The sequence below is a fragment of the Prevotella melaninogenica ATCC 25845 genome (genome assembly GCF_000144405.1).
Taxonomy (GTDB): domain Bacteria; phylum Bacteroidota; class Bacteroidia; order Bacteroidales; family Bacteroidaceae; genus Prevotella; species Prevotella melaninogenica.
This window is the reverse complement of the sequence record NC_014371.1, coordinates 854,032-871,605: the sequence shown is the minus strand read 5'-3', so window position 1 is coordinate 871,605 and position 17,574 is coordinate 854,032. Positions and strand designations below refer to the sequence as shown.

Sequence of the window (17,574 nt, the reverse complement as noted above, 5' to 3'; positions counted from 1 at the left end):
GAAGACACTATGGCATACAATAAGAAAGAAGTTCTGCAAGTCAACACGGAAGCTATCCGTGTGGTCTTGCGCCTGGAGAAAGAACGCCGTGAAGCCACCGAAGCTGAGAAAAGTATCTTACGGAACTATCAGGGCTTCGGTGGCTTGAAATGTGTACTCAACCGTACAGATAACCCCGATGACATACGCTATTGGAGCAAGTCAGAGCAGAATCTCTTTGAACCTACCCAACAGCTCAAACAGATGATTTATCGTGAATCCGTAGATGCCAATACCGCCAAACGGTATTGGGAGAGCATCAAGGCAAGCGTGCTAACCTCCTTCTATACTGATACCCGTATCGTTTCTGCTATCTCAGACGCACTTGCCTCCACAAACCTGCAGGTAAGACGATGCTTAGACCCTTCTATGGGTATAGGTGCCTTTGCCGAGGCCTTTGCAAAGCAAGCGGGTGTTGTAGATGCAATGGAAAAGGACCTGCTCACTGCCCGTATCAGCCAAGCCCTGCACCCTTATGGAAAAGGCAACATATTCGTACAAAGCGAGCCTTTTGAAGCCATTGGAGAACTGGAAGACAAGGACAAATACGACCTTATTACAAGTAACATTCCTTTCGGTGAATTCATGGTCTATGACCGAGAGTATAGCAAAGGCAAGGACACTCTTAAACGTGCGTCCACACGTGCCATTCACAATTACTTCTTCGTGAAAGGTCTGGACTGCATCAAGGAAGGCGGCTTACTGGCATTCATCACCTCACAGGGCGTATTGGACAGCCCCCGCAATGAAGCCATACGCCGTTACCTGATGCAGAACAGCCGCCTTATCTCCGCCCTCCGCCTACCATCGGGTATGTTTTCAGACAATGCAGGTACGGACGTAGGCAGTGACCTCATTGTCCTGCAGAAGCAAACAGGTAAAGAAATCAGCAAGGGCATTGAACAGCAGTTTGTAGAAACCGTTTCCGTTCCTAAGGAAGAAGGCTCTTCTGTCGTCTTCAAGCATAACTCTCTTTTTGTAGGAGATTGGAAGGACATATCTCATCGCACCATTGCCACAGAACGCATAATGGGTACAGACCCTTATGGAAGACCAGCATGGGAGTATCGGTTCACAGGAGGGATTGAGGAAATGGCAGAAAGTCTCCGAACACAACTCTCCCTTGAAATGGGGCAACGTATCGACCGTAAACTATATGAAACAGGTGTACCGATGACAGAAACAGAGCGAGAGGCAGAAGCGGAGAAACAGCTTCGCAAGTTGGGTATTACCATAAGTCGAGAAGAAGAAACAGAGAGGACAAAGACTGAAGACAAGGGTATAAACGATGCCTATAACCTCATGCCCGACAGTATCAGGAAACAGTTACCTAAACTCTATTCGACAGAAAAGGAACTTATTGGCGATAAGGTTGCCTATGCACGCTATTTCTTCCCGATGGGAGCATACACTGCCTATCTCTTGGAATATGACCCCAAGAGCCGTATTGGTTTCGGTGCCGTCACGATGGGGTATGGCTGGGAATTGGGCAATATGTCCCTCGATGAGATGGAAGGCGTGAAGGTAAGAGGACTAGGCATAGAGCGCGACCTGTATTTCTCTCCTAAGAAATTGCACGAGATAGCCGAACTGGAAGAAATCGTCAGAGGACAATATACCAAAGAAGAAGTGGTGGCAGAGGAAATCAAGGAAGAAGTGGTAACAAAGACAGAATACACCGTTAAGGAGACTGTGAACGGTGTTTCTGAAATCAAAACGCCCAAGGAAGAGCTAGAAACAGAAATAAATATTAATGTCGGACAGGTCATAGACTCGAACGATTTTACCATTACCAAGGCACAGACAACAGAAAATACCATTTCCAACGGCGAGACAATTCCATTACAGCCGTCATCACCAGAGTCTGACCCACAACAATTAGTATCAGAACAGCCTTCCATGACTATAGAACCTGCTCCCGAAGGCGTACCCGCCTTGACACTTCATCATCAATACGAGCAGGAACCACAGGAAATCCGTACGGATATTGAAGCCCCGAGAGAGATGAACGGGCAGACAATATTCTTTGACGACGATCATCATCCGGTGGTGGACAATAACATGGAAGATATCGGACAACCGGAGCAACTGTCACTATTTGCCCCAGAGGAATACAGTCTTTGGACAAGAGAAGTTACCCGTGTGAACAATGAAATCAAGGATGATTCAAGAACTTCACAGGCGCATCGTCCTATAACTCAAACTGCTCCCCAGAAACCATCGGAGTCCAAGATACAAAAGGCGGTAACTGTTCCTCAACGGCGTACCCGTGGCAGCAGGAAAGCGGCTTCTTCCTCCCCACGTGAGCCGTCCCTTTTCGACTTCATGAATGAAGCCGAGGAGCGCAAGCCGCAGCCGATAGCAGAAGTCAGAAAAGAGTTTGACACTTCACCACGCCCTTTTCTCTCTTCGCCGGACTCTCACCTGAGAGACGGCTCCATTGTCGTGCAGAAAGGGCAGGTAGGCTTTCTTTCTGACTTAAAGCGACATCCAACCTTTAACCCGATGGACTTGCCGTATGCCCAGCTTTCCCGTCTCAAAGCCTATATCGAGATACGGGAGTGCTATCACCGTCTCTATGACTACGAGGCAGAGAACCATGCAGAAGACAAGGAAGACCGCAGCAGACTCAACCACCTGTATGATGATTATGTATCCTGTTGGGGCTACTTCAATCAGAAGGCGAACACCGACATCATCAAGATGGATGCTACAGGCGTGGAAATGCTCTTCTTGGAACGCTCTGAGAACGGCAGGTACGTCAAGGCAGACATCTTTGACCATCCTACAGCATTTTCTACCACGGAACTGACCGTTGCCGCAGACCCGATGGAAGCCTTGGGTGCATCGCTCAACAAGTACGGCGCGGTGGAACTTGACTACATGAGTTCACTTTTACCTGATATGGAGGAAAACGACATTATTTCTTCCTTGGAAGGTCGCATCTATTACAATCCCGAAGAGAATGCCTACGAAGTGGCGGACAAGTTCATTTCGGGCAATGTAATAGAAAAGGCGGAGCGTATCGAGTCGTGGCTCTTGGATCATCCAGACCATGAGGAAGCCAAACAGAGCCTTGCTGCCTTGCGTGCAGCCACGCCAACACCCATTCCATTTGCAGACCTTGACTTTAATCTCGGTGAACGCTGGATACCTGCCAAAGTCTATGGCAGGTTCGCCTCGGAGTTCTTCGGGACGGATATTGGCGTATCCTACCATTCCAACATGGACGAGTACAGCATTGTCTGCGACAGAAAGAATGCCAATATCTGGCACAAGTATGCCGTACAGGGAGAATTTCGCCGTTATGATGGCATCAATCTCTTGAAGCACGCCCTACACAATACCATTCCCGACATCAACAAGAGCAAGGAGGTGACGGACAAGGTTACGGGAGAAACCAAGACCATCAAAGTAAGGGACGGACATGCCATCCAGATGGCAAATGCCAAGATTGAGGAAATCAGGCAGGGCTTTGTCGATTGGCTCAGACGAACACCTGACACGTTCAAGGAGCAGTTATCCGACAGGTACAACCGCCTTTTCAATTGCTTTGTGCGACCAAACTTTGACGGCACGCATCAGACTTTTCCCGACCTTGACTTGAAACGGTTGGGCATAACCGACCTATATAAAAGCCAGAAGGATGCCGTATGGATGCTCAAAACCAATGGCGGGGGTATCTGCGACCACGAGGTGGGAGCGGGCAAGACGCTTATCATGTGTACGGCAGCATACGAGATGAAACGCTTGGGATTGGCGAACAAGCCGATGATTATCGGACTGAAGGCGAATGTTTTCGACATTGCAGATACCTTCCGCAAGGCTTACCCCAATGCCAAGGTTCTCTATCCGGGCAAGAACGATTTTAATAAACAGAACCGCCAGCGTATTTTCAACGACATCAAGAACAACGATTGGGATTGCATTATCCTTACGCATGAGCAGTTCGGTATGATACCGCAAGCATTGGAGATACAAGAAGCGATTTTGCAGAAAGAAAAAGATTCTGTAGAAGAAAATCTTGAAGTGCTCCGTATGCAGGGAGCGGACATTTCCCGTGCTATGCTCAAAGGCTTGGAAAAGCGCAAGCAGACGCTTGAAGCCAAGTTACAGAATATACAGGACAGCATAGCCGAGCGCAAGGACGATGCCGTCGATTTCAAGATGATGGGCATCGACCACCTCTTTGTCGATGAATCACACCAGTTCAAGAACCTGATGTTCAACACCCGACATGACAGGGTATCGGGCTTGGGCAATCCCGACGGCTCACAGAGAGCCCTCAATATGCTCTTTGCCATACGCACCATACAGGAGCGGTCGGGCAAGGACTTGGGCGCAACATTCCTTTCAGGAACTACTATCAGTAATTCGCTAACAGAATTATATTTGCTCTTCAAATACTTGCGCCCGCAAGCCTTGGAAAAGCAGGGCATCAACAGTTTTGACGCTTGGGCAGCAGTCTTTGCCAAGAAGTCCACCGACTATGAGTTTTCCATCACCAATGAGATTATTCAGAAGGAACGTTTCAGAACATTCATCAAGGTACCCGAACTTGCCTCATTCTATGCGGAAGTATAGGATTTGGAAGCAAGAAAAGGCGAAGAATGCGTATCTGATTGAAATAGAGGATATATTGCCTTTTTACTCATTGAGTTGCATCAAAGGAAATAGGCTAAGAAAGGAGTGAAAAAGCAAGAGTTCAGTTACCAAATCGTTCGAGAAACGATGAAAGGAAAAGAACGGCTAAAAGTGGTAACTAAAATGGTGTTTTCTCTTTCATTATCAATGTTTTGCATCACTCAAAGTTCCTCTAAGAAGTGTAATTTTGCAAGCAAAAAAACAATGGAAAAGAAAAAATGAAGCTGCTTTTCTATCTCAAGAGAGGTACGCAGGACAAAAACGGAAAAAGTCCCGTTATGGGACGCATCAGCGTTGGTCGCTCAATGGTTCAGTTCAGTTGCAAATGCGCCTGTACACCCAATCTATGGGACAGTCGCAAACAAAGACTTGTGGGCAAGAGTGCCGAAGCCGTATCAGTAAACACCGAACTTGACCGACTGCAAGTAAGCGTCTGTAAAGTTTATGAGATGCTTTTAAAGAAGTCTAATGTCTCAGTAAGGGCAGAGCAGGTAAAGGAACTTATTTTCGGGTTGAATAGCGGTTCGCAGGGACTGCTGCATCATACGGACGAGTATATTGACCGCTTCCGTGATCGGGTGGGCATAGACCGCAGTGAAAGAAGACTGAAATGTCTGCTGCTCTTCCGTAAGCATCTGGCAAAATTTCTCAGACATCGCTACCATGTGGACGATATTCCCGTGCAAAAAGCCGATACTGCCCTTATCAAAGACTTGGAGGAGTATTTTGCCAAAGAAAAGGGTTTTAAACTCAACACTTCAGCTGGTTATCTTACTATGCTGGCATCCCTACTCAAGGACCTACACAAACGGCACATCATAGACATCTATCCTTTCATCGCTCACTCTATCCGCTGGGACGTGGGTACACCCCGATACATCACAAGGGAGGAAGTAAACAGAATAGCAGCATTAAGCGATAACGAACTGCAAGGCTATGAGCAGGTATCAAGGGATATGTTTCTCTTTTCGTGCTATACTGGTCTTTCTTATACGGATGTGTACCACCTCACGGCAGAGCATATCATCCACGAGTCCGATATGGATTGGATACGAAAGCCGAGAATAAAGACAGGCAATATATGCCACATTCCGCTATTGCCCGAAGCATCCGCCATCATCGAGCGGTACAGGGGTATCCATACAAGGGCGTTCCGTCACGAACCGCCCAAAGGGTATCTGCTGCCCATACCGGGCTGCGATACGGTGAACATACACCTCAAAAAGATAGCACGGCTTTGCGGTATTCAGAAAACACTGACTTTTCACATGGCAAGGCATACCTTCGCATCGCAGATGACACTCTCTGAAGGCGTGTCTATCGAAAGCGTATCGAAAATGCTCGGACACAGCCAAATAAAGACCACACAGGTGTATGCAGAGACTTCTCCAGAGCGTGTCTTTCGGGATGTGGAGAAGATTCTCCCTCTCATCGCACAATATCGTTTAATCAACTAAAAGTCCAAGAACAATGAAAAGTACATTTTCAATTCTATTCTATATAGATAGAAGCAAGACAAGCGAAAGGAATGAATGCATTATCCGCTGCCGTATCACCTGCAATGGTGCGTCTGCTTCATTCTCAACAGGATTGCACACCTCTCCCGATGATTGGCAATCAAAGATAGGACGTATAAAAGTGGCAGCTAACAGAGCGAATGCCGTCAATCATCAACTGGACTCAATAGATAAACGACTTCACGCACTCTATGAACTCACGTTAAGAGAAGAGAACTACATCACGGCAGAATACCTCAAAGAGCAGTATCTGCATCAAAACAAGCCCACACCGACACTCATAGAGATTTACCAAGCTGTCTGCGAAAGTAAGGAGGAATTGCAGGGCAAGACTATAGGAAAGGCTACCGTCAGGGCTTTTAGGGACAGCAAGAAGAGCTTTGTTCAATTTCTGAAAACAAGGAGGAATGAGGATTGTCTTCCCAAAGAAGCCGACAAGGACCTAATAGAAAGCTACCGTCTGTTCATGCTTAGTGACTTAGGAAACAAGGAGAGCACCGTCTCCAACCGTCTGCGCCACCTGCATCAGGTTATTAGAAAGGCACAGCAGGAGCGATATATCCGTGAAGACCCTTTTGAACTGATAGACATTGAAACGCCCACCTACGAGCGCAATGCCCTCACTTCTGACGATTTACACAAACTTCTCTCATATCGTCCTCACCGCTCGGTGGACAACCATTGTAGGCTCATCTTCCTCTTGGGCTGTTTTACGGGGTTAGCTTTTTCTGATTTAAAGAAACTTCGAATGGACGATGTTTACACACTTGACGATGGGCGCAGGTACATATCGCTCTGTCGCACAAAAACTCAGAACAGAAGCATTGTTCCTTTATTGCCCATTGCCGAAGAGATACTCACCATTGTCAGCGACGGACAAAAGGAGGGTTTGCTCTTTCGTGAGTTCCCCACGAATAGCCATTTCAACCGCAAGATAAGGGACATCATCATCAAGGCTGGACTCCCATCTCATACCGAAGCCACCTCGCACACGGCACGACATACCTTTGCAACGACCATCTGTTTGGAGAACGGCTTGCCGATAGAAACCGTCAGTAAGATGCTCGGACACCGCTTCATTTCAACCACCGAACTCTATGCAAAGGTTAGCAAGAGCAAGATTGCACGGGAAATGCAGCCACTCATAGGTAGCAACACCACAAGGGAACTGCGAAAGGCCCTGCGTGTTTGTCCGCCAAGAAAGCCAAGCATAGGATAAAATGATTTTCTTAGACTGTTAAACAATCATCATTAAGTATCAACACTGAATAAGAACAAAATGAAAAAGAACAACAAACAGGAACTTTCCTACTTTCAGTTGAAATTAAAAAGTTACATGAGTGAGCATCACCCTGAAAGATTGCAAGATACGGAGTTTATCACCACACGAGCAGACATGGCTCTCACTGCCTACTGCGATGCAGTGGCACAAGGTTTTTCGCACCTCGAAGCAGAGAGCATAGCAAGTGAGGTATTGTATCAAGGTTTGCACTTTTCCAAGTACGACACGCTTGTATCTGTATTGGAAAACGAGTTTGAGAGGGAACTGCCTGCTCCGCTCCCAGAGAAGCTCGCACCCATATTGTTGTCGAACAAGGCTGTTCAAGCCACATTCGACAAGTTCGGTTTGACGGACACATTTGCCGCAAGCGGACAATACGACCGTCTTTACACCGAACTCACAGGCACGATTGTGCTGCTCATCGAGAGCAATAATCTGCCGACAGTCAGACTGACGGAGAAAGCAAGCCCGAAGGTGTTGTAAGCAAAGGCACACGCAAAGCCCCTGATGCCGTTTCTTATCGTGCAAAGGTACAACGGCAGCCTGTCTGCCCTGACAAGGTCAAGTCCTGCGGATGGAGAGAAGAATCTCCACCGCAGGATTTTTCTGTTTCAAGGCGGTATTGCCATTTTCTGTATTCGTGCGGTCGTATTCATCTCTCCCAACCTTGCAGGGCAGGGCTACCGTAAGAGAGTATAGGCACGACAAGAATACGGCATACTCAGGCTCTTTGGACGCAAGGCGTAACAACCAACAATAGATAGGACTGACGATAATACGGACTATCTGTTGTTTGTACAATTTATTGTCATGACTATCTGTTGTCAAAACTATATATCGTCAAAATAATCTATCGATAAAACGATATATCGATAGTTCTACGTATCGATTTGTCGAACTATCGAACTGTCGAGAGAATAATTGCTATGTGATAAAAGGAAAGAGCCGGCACCTCATCTCATTACCGCAATCATACCATTCTTATACAGAACATAAGAGCTTTTCAGCGACAGCTCCAAATCTGATAGGGAAAGCTACCAGCCTTTGCGCTTAAAGTTTATAATCTTTCTACAAAAAGCTTATAAGTAATTTACAAAAAGCTTATAAGCTTTTTGCTAAAAGCTTAAGAGCTTTTTAATGAAAGCTTAGGAGCTTTTGGGTGAAAGCTTAAGAGCTTTTCAAATTGACAGACTAACTTCTTTTCTCTTCCTTCTATTTCCCTGCTTTTCCTCATTTCTTGCAGCGGTGCTTCCGAGGGTTTACTTTTGCACTCAATAAGTACGGCAATGGGCTGCATATTAGTTCGTTTGCCGAGTAACAATAAAGTAATCAAAACAAAATCAAGGAAATGAAACTCATTATCATCGACCGCAAAGCGTGGGAGCGACACCACTCCGAATTTGCAGACTTTATTCATCGTATCGAACAACTCATCGGCAATCCGCCCGAAACGGACGAATGGCTCGACAATGAAGCCGTATGCCGCAGGCTCGGCATCAGCAAACGCACCCTGCAATCCTATCGCGACACGGGTAAAATACCCTTCTCCATCATTGGACATAAATGCTATTATAAGGAGAGCGACATCGCAGAGTTACTGAATGCAAACAATGAATGAAATCAAACACAGAATGAACTATGGAAGATAAAGAAATCATTACACAGCAAGACCCTCAAATGCAGATGTTTGCACAGTTGATGGAGGGTACTTTGAAGAAACTGGAGCGTTATTGCTCCACAGCCCGTCCGATGTTGGGTGGAGAGGTTTACCTCACTGGTGAGGAGGTTTGCAGCCAATTACGGCTCAGCACACGTACGCTCCAAGAGTACAGAAATGCAGGAATACTTCCTTTCTACAAAATCGGAGGGAAGATACTTTACAAACAGAGCGACATACAGACTATGCTTGAAAGGTATTATAATTCAATACCGCAAACAGGTAAGTTATGAGTTAAGTTAAGAAATCAGTCGCGACTTAAGTCAAATGGTCAGTTATGACTTTGGTCAAGAAATTAGTTTCGACCTAAGTCAAAATTGACTTTAGTCAAAAATATGTCAGCTCATAAAGTCAGTAAGTCAAGAAATTAGTCTAAACTTATCTCTTGACTTACTTCTTGAACTTTGAACTCTCGTCTATCAAAAGCACCCCAGGAAGGTACTTTATGGAACATAACAAACTATCTCTTTCTTTATACTGGCAAGGTGTGTCTTTGTACCACAAACTGCCGTTTGTACCACAAAGACCCTTGCCCCGAAAGGGGGTTAAATCACTTCAAAGTCGTGATTAGAAAACAATGAAAAAGCAGAAACAAAAGAAGCCAGACAGCAGATGTGCCACCTGCCCACGATGGGATAGATGGCACATCAGGATACCTAATTCTGAAGACCAGCAGAAACTTATCAGACTCTACCGAAAGTCGGGAGCAAAAACGAAAAGTGATTTTGTCCGAGTAAGGCTTTTGGGTGAAGCCTTTAAGGTCATCACCCAAGACCCTGCAAAAGAGCCTCACTTGGAGAAACTCTCCGAAATCGTTACCATGACTAATAAGATAGGTGTGCTGTACAACGAAGCCGTGAAAGCCCTCAATACTTATCATTCTGTCGCCACTGCGCAACAACTGCTCAGCAAACTCGAAACCTATTCCCAACTTCTTATTAGACTGCAACAACAAGCAGTACAACTAACAAAATCCCTTGAGAGTAAATAAGAATGAATGCTGATAAATCATAATGTCCAACGTTAGTGTCGTGCTGTGATTGCCCAATCCTTCTTTGGTCAGTTATCAATGTTAGGAAGATAAGCTTTGTATGTGTAGTCACTAATAAAATGCTTCTGGCAATTCTTACATCGGTAGCGTTGTTTATCTGTACTACTTTTACCACTTTTGATAATACTATTAGAGTTGTAATGTGCTCATCTACTAACAGTTCACCATACGGTAGGTAAGCATCATACTGGGTGATGTTAGCGTGGTCATCTGTTATGTAAGATGTTGAACCCAAGTGGTCACTGTGATAGAAGAAGGTCTCTTCTTTCGTAGTGTCATTAGTCTATGTAACCATATATATACTGTGCGTACTGTCTTTGTCACCTCAAATTTACGTCCAGAATAATACACTTTACTATCATCAAGAGAATCTCTAAGGAAGTTTTTTCACCATTAACAATAATCGAATATTAATAACTTCATGAAGAGTACCATGAGAACCATTAATAATAAATATAAAATATGTTTTATAAAAAAAACTTTTAGTGACGACACCTTTATATATTTCTTTCTTAGATAATGACATGAAAATCAAATTTATAAAAAAAAATATAAGAATTTCGACAATTAATATGGGGGCAGAAGCAAATATTAACCTCTGCATGAAAATTGACCATGGATGCTCTTTATATGCTAGCAAACTAGAATGGGCATCCAATGTAAATAATGCTAAAAAGCAAACAATGGGTAACTCTATTAAAAGCAAAACTATATTCTTCCATTTATCTTTTTTTTGTTCCATCTAGATTGTTCAATATAATTCCATTTACACTATAGAAATTTGTTTTCTTTGCGTTTTCTTGATTATACCATGAGGATAATTTTCCATCAATTTCTCCTATATTAAGCTGTAGTGTCACTTTTTTAAGATCTTTTGCAGCATTAAATATATTTTTATTTTTTGTTGTTCCATGCACAGTGTCCCAAGATAAGTTTCCTTTTTTTATCTCACCAACTTTATCTACGTTTTTTATAGTTTTATTTCCTGTCACCCAATCACCTTCATAAGATAATTGAAGAGTGTAAGGAGTCTTAGGTGTAGAGAATTCATCACCTTCGTCCGAGGAAAGATGTAAAATTGTAGTAACTTTATAACCTGCATCTAATAAATATTGAGCTACACCAGCACCATAAGCGGAACCTTCGGAATGAGTTACCATTTTAAAACTCTCTCCTTTTTTCATTCCTGAAGTAAGTCTATTAAGATTATCTTTTGCAAATTTATATCCTGCAGCATAGCGATCACTCCCACTCATATCTCCTCCCCATAAGGACGATCCATCAATAAAATTTGTAGAATTAATAGGAGAATAATCTTTAAAAAAGGATTTAGCAGCTACTGTAAATCCGTCTCCCCAATAATTTGCTCCAGCAGAGCTACTACCAATAAGCCCACCTATAAAGCTATTCCAATAACCATTTACAAATAAAATCTTTTTCCCATCTGAATCAATCAATCTAATAGGATTAGCACTACAATAGACATAAGCCCCTATAGATTTATACTTCTCTGCCAACGGATCCACCCCATACCAAATACTTGCCATAGGATTCAAGTACCTTGCACCGTAATAGTACAAGCCAGTTTCCTCGTCAAACTGCTTACCATTGAACTTATACGGTAAGTCTTCACTCGATGAGTGCTCGTCTACAAGGAGTTCACCGTATGGTAGGTAAGCATCATACTGGGTGATGTTGACCTTATCATCTGTGATATAAGACGTTGAGCCGAGGTGATTACTGTGATAGAAGAAGGTTTCTTCCTTTGTGGTATCATTAGGAATATAACCATAACCAGCCTGTGGATCATCAGGGTTGCTTGGGTCATTCCAGCTTACAGGTGGACCGGGGTTGGTATTCGGTGTGGTGTTGGGGCGTGGAGTCTGAATCCAACCCTGTGGCACATCATGATTACCGAGTGTGTCAATGATAGAGTTATACCCTCGTTTTGTATTCTCCGGATCACCATACGCGCCCTTCATGGTAGGTACACTAGGAGCAATGCCCTGCTGCTTATAGTACGCTTCTTTCTGCTTCTGAATCTGATTCATACGTTCAGCATAGTCCTGCTGACCAGCGGTTACGTATGAGCCGTTTCTTCCATAAACGTTGTTAAACAGACCTGTTCCTATTCTTGAAGCAACTCGTTTGTCACCAAGGAAGTAATGTTTTGTGAAGCGGTTCTTGTTGATGCTGATTATCGAAGCAGGGTAGAGCGTGAAGTTATCCGTCTCGTGGAACGTGATTCCCTGCGGCGCACCATTGATATACACACCCTCCATCGTACCGTAACTCTTCATGATGCGTTCACCAGCAGCATTGTAGGTATAGCGGTTGATGCCGTTGTTGTCTTTCAACACCATCAGGCGGTTCTCCTCATCCCAGTATAGCATATGATCATAAGATAAATATCTTTCTAATAGATTACATGCTATATTTATTTTTTAATTTATCGATTAAATTCCGATGAAAATTCTTAAGTAAAAAGTTTTTATATCTTATATTTTTTACCTTCTTTTTATTATTACATAAAGTAATTAATGTAATGTGCGTTATTTTAATTTTTGAATTAAAAAATCCAATATAAATGTGATACTCAAAAGTACAACTCTGCCCTTTTTCAAACCACAATTCAAATCCATTCCCATTTTCTTTAAGACTTTCGTTCCCATCAATATAACCATAAACGTCATTAGATATAACATTATCAAATCTATAAAAGTGAGAATCACGCTTAATCAAAAGAATCCTATTTTCCCCTTTATCAACGTATTTTTCACAACCGTCAGCTGTCATACTATAAGGGCTAAATATAGCTATTTGGGTATTCTGTCCATTTAAGGTAAGGCTATCAACAATAACATACTCTTGTGGAATTAAATATCCTTGCCATTTTCTTTGAGCTTTCCCATTTATACTAGGAGCTGAAAAAATAATAATGAATAAAATAAGAATAAACTTTTTCATATAAAATTATTTTTTATGCCAAAATATAGTTCTACCAAATGAACCTGTCGCTATTAGAGAGAATTTTGCTGTACTTTTGCCATCATGAATAAAAATTCCATTCCTCTCAAAAACGGGTGACACCCGCATCTTTGATTTTATCCTCTGTAAATAGCTTTCATTTCGATAAACATAATCTTTTCTGATATTATCTGGTATTGTTATTTTATTATACTGTCTAAATTTTGGATGGCTAAGCCCTTTAGTTGCAAAATCTGTTCCGTCCCACAACGTTGCACCATGAGTTGGATCAATATCTGATTGTAATGCATCTATTATACCTGCTCTTGCAGTAGTTCTTGTAGAACTTGTAAGATAATCTTTATCATAAGCAACTCTTGCTGATGCAGGAGTAGTCGAATAATTTTGATCATTCAGTTGTTCATATAAAGAATGGTTCTTTACTCTAGGCCCTCCTTTTACTCTTACATGTGCGTAATTCACATCTTTATCATCAACTGCATTATTAGCTGCATGTGCAATCCACAAGCTTTCATTTGGGGCATCACTCGATTCTACATCTACAATATGAGCAGCAATATTAAACTGTTCATCTGTCATACCATTTCCATGATCAATTAACTGAGTCAATTTACCATCTCGTTCAATATATACAAGATTATCTTTTCCTTCTTTCCTTAAGAATTTTCCTTGAGCATTGTATATAAACTTCTGACCATCAGGATCAAATAAATTTATTGGATTGTCTGCACAATAAACATAAGAACCTATTTCTTTATACTTCTCTGCCAGCGGATCCACCCCATACCACAGACAGGTAACAGGGTTCAAGTACCTTGCACCGTAATAGTACAGGCCAGTCTCATCATCGAACTGTTTACCATTGAACTTATATGGCAGTTCTTCACTGCTATTATGCTCATCAACTAACAGTTCGCCGTACGGTAGGTAAGCATCATACTGCGTGATGTTGGCTTTATCATCTGTGATGTAAGATGTACTACCGAGGTGGTCACTGTGATAGAAGAAGGTTTCTTCACGTGTAGTATCATTAGGAACATAGCCATAACCAGCCTGCGGGTCATCAGGGTTACTCGGGTCGTTCCATGAAACTGGAGCACCGGGGTTGGTACCTGGTGTGGTGTTAGGATGTGGAGTCTGAATCCAACCCTGTGGCACATCATGGTTACCGAGTTCTGTGAGAACGGCATTATAACCAACACCCGTGTTCTCCGGATCACCATACGCACCCTTCTCTGTAGGTACACCAGGCGCTACCCCCACCTTCTTATAATACGCCTCTTTCTGTGTCTGAATCTGATTCATACGTTCTGCATAGTCCTGCTGACCAGCCGTTACGTATGAACCGTTGCGTCCATAGACGTTATTGAACAATCCTGTACCGATACGGCTGGCGATTCGTTTGTCACCAATGAAGTAATGCTTCGTGAATCTATTCTTGTTAACAGAGAGGATACTTGCAGGATAAAGCGTGAAGTTATCCGTCTCGTGGAATGTGATACCCTGTGGCGCACCATTGATATACACACCTTCCATTGTTCCATAGCTCTTCATAATACGTTCACCAGCAGCGTTGTAAGTATAACGACTCGTCTTGCCGTTATCGCTTAAGACCATCAGGCGGTTATCCTCATCCCAATACATCTCACGGGTAGTGTTCGTAGAGTCGTTTGTTACCAGTGTAGGATTACCGTTGGCATCATACGTGTAATGATCGTGACCAATCTGTGTTGGAGCCGTCGGGTGGTTACTGTCCTCATATTTATAAGCGAAGTTATAAGACTTAGCAGTTGTCGTTGAATCCACCTTCTGCACCTTTGTCAGCGGTTCACTCATCCGTCCGAACGACATCACCATATCATACGATGCACGCTTTGCCTTACCGTTTGCATGAATAAGGCGGTTCAGCTCGTCATACTCATACGTATGCGAACTCCTTCCTCCCAGCTTCGCCTTGTTGAGTTTCGTAAGCGACGTTGGGTTGGCGGCATTCGTAATACCGAGGATATTATCCACAGCATCATACTGGTACCTGTTCTCCATCACAGTCTGACCCTCGATTGTCAGCTTGGCGTTCTGCAACCGCTCACGCTGCTTGTCATATGTATAGGTGGTCTCCGTGCCATTACCGAGCTTCGTATAGACCGTATGACCCTCCTTATCGTAACCTATCCTGTCAACAATAACGCTCTGTCGTCCCTGTTTATTGCCCGAAAGGCGAACTATTTGCCCTGCCGCATGTAGGTACTACTTAATCGTTACTTTACGACACATGCTTATTTACCTCTTTGTACAAATCACTACTTTGGATTTCGAATTCTTCTTAATTTTCCCTTTGAATCTGCCCAGAAATATTCCTTGATATACACCTGACCTCCCATTCCTGAATGGATTACAACATATCTTGTATTGGGACGGAATTTAATTCTCCGAAGATTTTTAGTAATACCATAACTGTTCATTTCCTCCACAGATAATGCAGACGATACGTTTCTAAAGTTTATTGTGTCACAACTCCTAGTGTCAAATTCATTTTTCTTTGTAATGAAGAACAGATGACTTTCGCTAGGATCTAGACAGTCAGACTCTATTTCCATATGTAAAAAGTTATGTACTATCAAAAGTTGCCGGCTCTCATCAAGTGAGAAACTATGATTCTCGTTACAAGCTATTAAGAAAGGCAACACCATAAAAATACAAACAGAATATATTTTCTTCATTTCTCTTGTTCTTTATATGCGTTCCACCACTTGTCGATTTGTTTAATCTTCTCTTCTTCTGAACCTTTGCCGATAAATAATCTGTTCAGATTTGCATGAAATTTAGATTTTACAAAATCCCTAAAAGACTCAAATACTTCAGAGCCTTTTTCTGCCTCTCGTTCACGAGGGGCTTTATCGTGGCTTAGGGTCGAGACATATCCCCAAAGGGTCTTCAACAGGTATAGGCCTTCACTCCCATCCCTTTTTATCTGTTTTATGTGACCAACTTCATGTGAAAACTCTTTAAACCACCAGTCGTAATATTGCTCTTTACTAATATTTTCTTCATTGAAATATTCAGGTGACACAAGCATGCGAGTGTTTTCAGGGCTATCACCCAGTGTTATACTATTACTTTCTCTTTGAAGGTTAAATTCTTCTAACCTAACATTCTTTATATAATTTTCAGGGACTCCAGAAACCAAAGAAAGTAGATGAGTTGCCGATTTTGTAAATTTATAGTACACATATTGTGTAGGGACGTTCATTGTTGCACCTGTGATGCTTGGAGCTGTTGTTACAATGCTCCTTTCATAGTGAATTGTGACAATGCCTTTTGGGTAAAGTCCTTTTTCATCTATATAATTCATTGGAGAAGATTTACAATAAGAATAAGGGCTGATTGAAACGTATTTCTCCGCCAACGGATCCACCCCATACCAAATACTTGCCACAGGATTCATATACCTTGCACCATAATAGTACAGGCCAGTCTCATCATCGAACTGTTTACCATTGAACTTATAAGGTAAGTCTTCACTCGATGAGTGCTCGTCTACAAGGAGTTCACCGTACGGCAGGTAGGCATCATACTGAGTGATGTTGGCATGATCATCTGTGATGTAAGATGTACTACCGAGGTGGTCACTATGATAGAAGAAGGTCTCTTCCTTTGTGGTGTCGTTTGGAATATATCCATAACCTGCCTGTGGATCATCAGGGTTACTCGGGTCATTCCAGCTTACAGGTGGACCGGGGTTAGTATTCGGTGTGGTGTTGGGGCGTGGAGTCTGAATCCAACCCTGTGGCACATCGTGGTTGCCGAGTTCGGTGAGGACGGCATTATACCCTACACCCGTGTTCTCCGGATCACCATACGCACCCTTCTCTGTCGGTACACCAGGGGCTACACCCACCTTCTTATAATATGCTTCCTTCTGTGTCTGAATCTGATTCATACGTTCTGCATAGTCCTGCTGACCAGCCGTTACGTATGAACCGTTACGCCCATAGACGTTGTTAAACAGACCTGTTCCTATCCTTGAAGCAACTCGTTTGTCACCAAGGAAGTAATGCTTTGTAAAGCGATTCTTGTTAATGCTGATTATCGAAGCAGGGTAGAGCGTGAAGTTATCCGTCTCGTGGAAGGTTATTCCCTGCGGCGCACCGTTGATATACACACCTTCCATCGTTCCGTAACTCTTCATGATGCGTTCGCCAGCAGCATTGTAAGTATAACGACTTGTCTTGCCATTATCAGAGAGCACCATCAGCTGGTTCTCCTCGTCCCAGTACAGTTCTCTCGTCTCATTCGTCGAGTCATTCACCACTCGGATAGGTGTATCTTTAATCAC

16 protein-coding genes are annotated in these 17,574 nt (G+C 43.2%); 7 read left to right on the top strand and 9 right to left on the bottom strand.

The features are described 5' to 3' along the window. Positions 1 to 9: 9 nt before the first annotated feature. The 4 genes from HMPREF0659_RS10400 (at position 10) to HMPREF0659_RS10385 (ending at position 7,965) form a co-directional block, all read left to right on the top strand. Complete coding sequence (locus HMPREF0659_RS10400) at positions 10 to 4,623, top strand: DUF2958 domain-containing protein (protein WP_013265346.1); 4,614 nt, start codon at positions 10 to 12, stop codon at positions 4,621 to 4,623. 278 nt (positions 4,624 to 4,901) lie between these two features. Then, positions 4,902 to 6,140 (top strand): site-specific integrase, encoded by a 1,239-nt coding sequence (locus HMPREF0659_RS10395; protein ID WP_013265246.1) that lies wholly within the window; start codon positions 4,902 to 4,904, stop codon positions 6,138 to 6,140. A gap of 13 nt (positions 6,141 to 6,153) precedes the next feature. Next, positions 6,154 to 7,419, top strand: a complete 1,266-nt coding sequence (locus tag HMPREF0659_RS10390) for a site-specific integrase (protein WP_013265098.1) — start codon at positions 6,154 to 6,156, stop codon at positions 7,417 to 7,419. A gap of 60 nt (positions 7,420 to 7,479) precedes the next feature. Next, positions 7,480 to 7,965 (top strand): DUF1896 domain-containing protein, encoded by a 486-nt coding sequence (locus tag HMPREF0659_RS10385; protein ID WP_013265454.1) that lies wholly within the window; start codon positions 7,480 to 7,482, stop codon positions 7,963 to 7,965. A 78-nt stretch (positions 7,966 to 8,043) separates the two neighbouring features. Here HMPREF0659_RS10385 and HMPREF0659_RS12530 read toward each other — a convergent pair whose 3' ends face one another. Both HMPREF0659_RS12530 and HMPREF0659_RS12935 read right to left on the bottom strand, forming a co-directional pair. Continuing rightward, a complete protein-coding gene (locus tag HMPREF0659_RS12530) occupies positions 8,044 to 8,310 on the bottom strand; it encodes a hypothetical protein (protein ID WP_146160286.1) in 267 nt (88 codons plus the stop codon). 295 nt (positions 8,311 to 8,605) lie between these two features. Continuing rightward, complete coding sequence (locus HMPREF0659_RS12935) at positions 8,606 to 8,953, bottom strand: hypothetical protein (RefSeq protein ID WP_226893229.1); 348 nt, start codon at positions 8,951 to 8,953, stop codon at positions 8,606 to 8,608. Here HMPREF0659_RS12935 and HMPREF0659_RS12525 point away from each other — a divergent pair. From HMPREF0659_RS12525 to HMPREF0659_RS10370, 3 genes are all read left to right on the top strand, one after another. Then, positions 8,840 to 9,100: a helix-turn-helix domain-containing protein gene (locus HMPREF0659_RS12525; RefSeq protein ID WP_226893228.1), complete on the top strand. Its 261-nt coding sequence runs from the start codon at positions 8,840 to 8,842 to the stop codon at positions 9,098 to 9,100. The genes HMPREF0659_RS12935 and HMPREF0659_RS12525 overlap by 114 nt on opposite strands. 20 nt (positions 9,101 to 9,120) lie before the next feature. After that, positions 9,121 to 9,432: a helix-turn-helix domain-containing protein gene (locus tag HMPREF0659_RS10375; protein WP_013265618.1), complete on the top strand. Its 312-nt coding sequence runs from the start codon at positions 9,121 to 9,123 to the stop codon at positions 9,430 to 9,432. 344 nt (positions 9,433 to 9,776) lie between these two features. Further along, positions 9,777 to 10,190: a plasmid mobilization protein gene (locus HMPREF0659_RS10370; RefSeq protein ID WP_044046094.1), complete on the top strand. Its 414-nt coding sequence runs from the start codon at positions 9,777 to 9,779 to the stop codon at positions 10,188 to 10,190. A 68-nt stretch (positions 10,191 to 10,258) separates the two neighbouring features. Here the strand turns inward: HMPREF0659_RS10370 and HMPREF0659_RS13080 are convergent, their stop codons facing one another. From HMPREF0659_RS13080 to HMPREF0659_RS10340, 7 genes are all read right to left on the bottom strand, one after another. Further along, on the bottom strand, positions 10,259 to 10,372 hold the full coding sequence (locus HMPREF0659_RS13080) for an IS1/IS1595 family N-terminal zinc-binding domain-containing protein (protein ID WP_424035680.1): 114 nt from the start codon (positions 10,370 to 10,372) through the stop codon (positions 10,259 to 10,261). A 251-nt stretch (positions 10,373 to 10,623) separates the two neighbouring features. Beyond that, positions 10,624 to 10,992, bottom strand: a complete 369-nt coding sequence (locus HMPREF0659_RS10365) for a preprotein translocase subunit SecE (RefSeq protein ID WP_226893208.1) — start codon at positions 10,990 to 10,992, stop codon at positions 10,624 to 10,626. Beyond that, the gene (locus tag HMPREF0659_RS12930; protein ID WP_394330202.1) at positions 10,973 to 12,610 is read right to left on the bottom strand and encodes an RHS repeat domain-containing protein; all 1,638 of its coding nucleotides are present in this window, start codon (positions 12,608 to 12,610) and stop codon (positions 10,973 to 10,975) included. The genes HMPREF0659_RS10365 and HMPREF0659_RS12930 overlap by 20 nt, the downstream gene beginning before the upstream one ends. A 64-nt stretch (positions 12,611 to 12,674) precedes the next feature. Beyond that, a complete protein-coding gene (locus HMPREF0659_RS10355) occupies positions 12,675 to 13,217 on the bottom strand; it encodes a hypothetical protein (RefSeq protein WP_036895400.1) in 543 nt (180 codons plus the stop codon). A 6-nt stretch (positions 13,218 to 13,223) separates the two neighbouring features. Next, on the bottom strand, positions 13,224 to 15,095 hold the full coding sequence (locus tag HMPREF0659_RS10350; protein WP_226893227.1) for an RHS repeat-associated core domain-containing protein: 1,872 nt from the start codon (positions 15,093 to 15,095) through the stop codon (positions 13,224 to 13,226). A 443-nt stretch (positions 15,096 to 15,538) separates the two neighbouring features. Further along, the gene (locus HMPREF0659_RS10345; RefSeq protein WP_044046093.1) at positions 15,539 to 15,958 is read right to left on the bottom strand and encodes a hypothetical protein; all 420 of its coding nucleotides are present in this window, start codon (positions 15,956 to 15,958) and stop codon (positions 15,539 to 15,541) included. After that, positions 15,955 to 17,574 carry an RHS repeat domain-containing protein gene (locus HMPREF0659_RS10340; RefSeq protein ID WP_013265064.1) on the bottom strand — a complete coding sequence of 540 codons (1,620 nt, stop codon included), beginning with the start codon at positions 17,572 to 17,574 and terminating at the stop codon, positions 15,955 to 15,957. Before HMPREF0659_RS10340 ends, HMPREF0659_RS10345 begins: the two co-directional genes overlap by 4 nt.